This is a genomic window from Methylosinus sp. R-45379, assembly GCF_001644125.1.
Lineage (GTDB): Bacteria > Pseudomonadota > Alphaproteobacteria > Rhizobiales > Beijerinckiaceae > Methylosinus.
Genome location: NZ_LUUM01000087.1, coordinates 1 through 1,079, shown reverse-complemented (window position 1 = coordinate 1,079; position 1,079 = coordinate 1). Strand labels below are relative to the sequence as shown.

The window sequence follows — 1,079 nt, the reverse complement described above, 5'->3', positions numbered from 1 at the left end:
ACTTCCACTGGCGGCGCGCGCTCGCCGCCGGGCCGTCGCAAGCTCGCGCGAATACGCGCCATCAGCTCCTCTATGGCGAAAGGCTTGACGAGATAGTCGTCTGCTCCCGCGTCCAATCCCTCGATGCGGCTGTCGATCGCGTCCAGGGCCGTCAGCATCAATATCCGGCTACCAGGATGCTTGCCCCGGATGCGCGCCACCAGCGACAGTCCATCGCCGTCCGGCAGGCGGCGATCGAGCAGGATCACCGGATAATCGAATTGCGCCAACGCCGCATCCGCGTCGCGAATGGTGCCGAAAGTGTCGATGGCGTAGCCCGCCTGTCGAATTCTCTTGGCGACGCTGGTCGCCAGTTCCGGTTGATCCTCGACCAATAAGATACGCATGGGCGCCGCTCCCAAGATCCCCAGCCCGCGTGAATGGGCCGACCGCCATTCCATAGGGAAGCGTCCAAAAGTTGCAAGAAAGCAATGGCAGGACATCGACCCTATCGTTGACTGTGTCATTTGTATCACGATCGCCCTGAATTTTCGGCAATTCTCGCCGGGTCATCTTCGCAAGACGTTCGTGCCTTATCGTGCATCGACCGCGACCGTGGTCGAAAAGGCCGAATTGTCCTGGAGGTTGACCAGAGCATGATGCGAGCGAGGACGACAGGGCGGGAGACCGCGCGCCGTCGGTCCGCGAACCGGCTTCGCGTCGTCGTCGCTTGTCTCCTGGCCGTCGCGATCGCTCTTCAGGCTCTTACGACAATCGGTCTGCCGTTTCGGCCCCGGGGCCAGCCGAACGGCGATACGGCCCTTCTCGCTTCGGGCGCTTCCATCGCTTGCGCGAAATGGGGGCTCGGCGGCGGCTCCGGCGACACGCGACATCATCTCGACGACTGTTGCATCCTCTGCGGTGGATGCGACGCCGATTGCGCAACGGCTCTTCTCGCCCTCGTGGACAGCGAGCCTGTCGACGCGAACGGCGCCCGATTGTCCCGGATTCCTGCTTCCGCGCAAGTCAGACCGCCTGCGGGCTGGGCGAGCGCCTGGTCGTCGCGCGCGCCGCCGCATTTTTCCTGATCCGATCCATCG

Annotated in this window: 1 protein-coding gene; it reads right to left on the bottom strand. The window is 63.8% G+C overall.

Annotated features, from left to right (window positions below):
- The coding region (locus tag A1351_RS04215) for a response regulator (protein WP_245291571.1) at positions 1 to 386 on the bottom strand (386 nt) is incomplete at its 3' end.
- Positions 387 to 1,079: the final 693 nt, after the last annotated feature.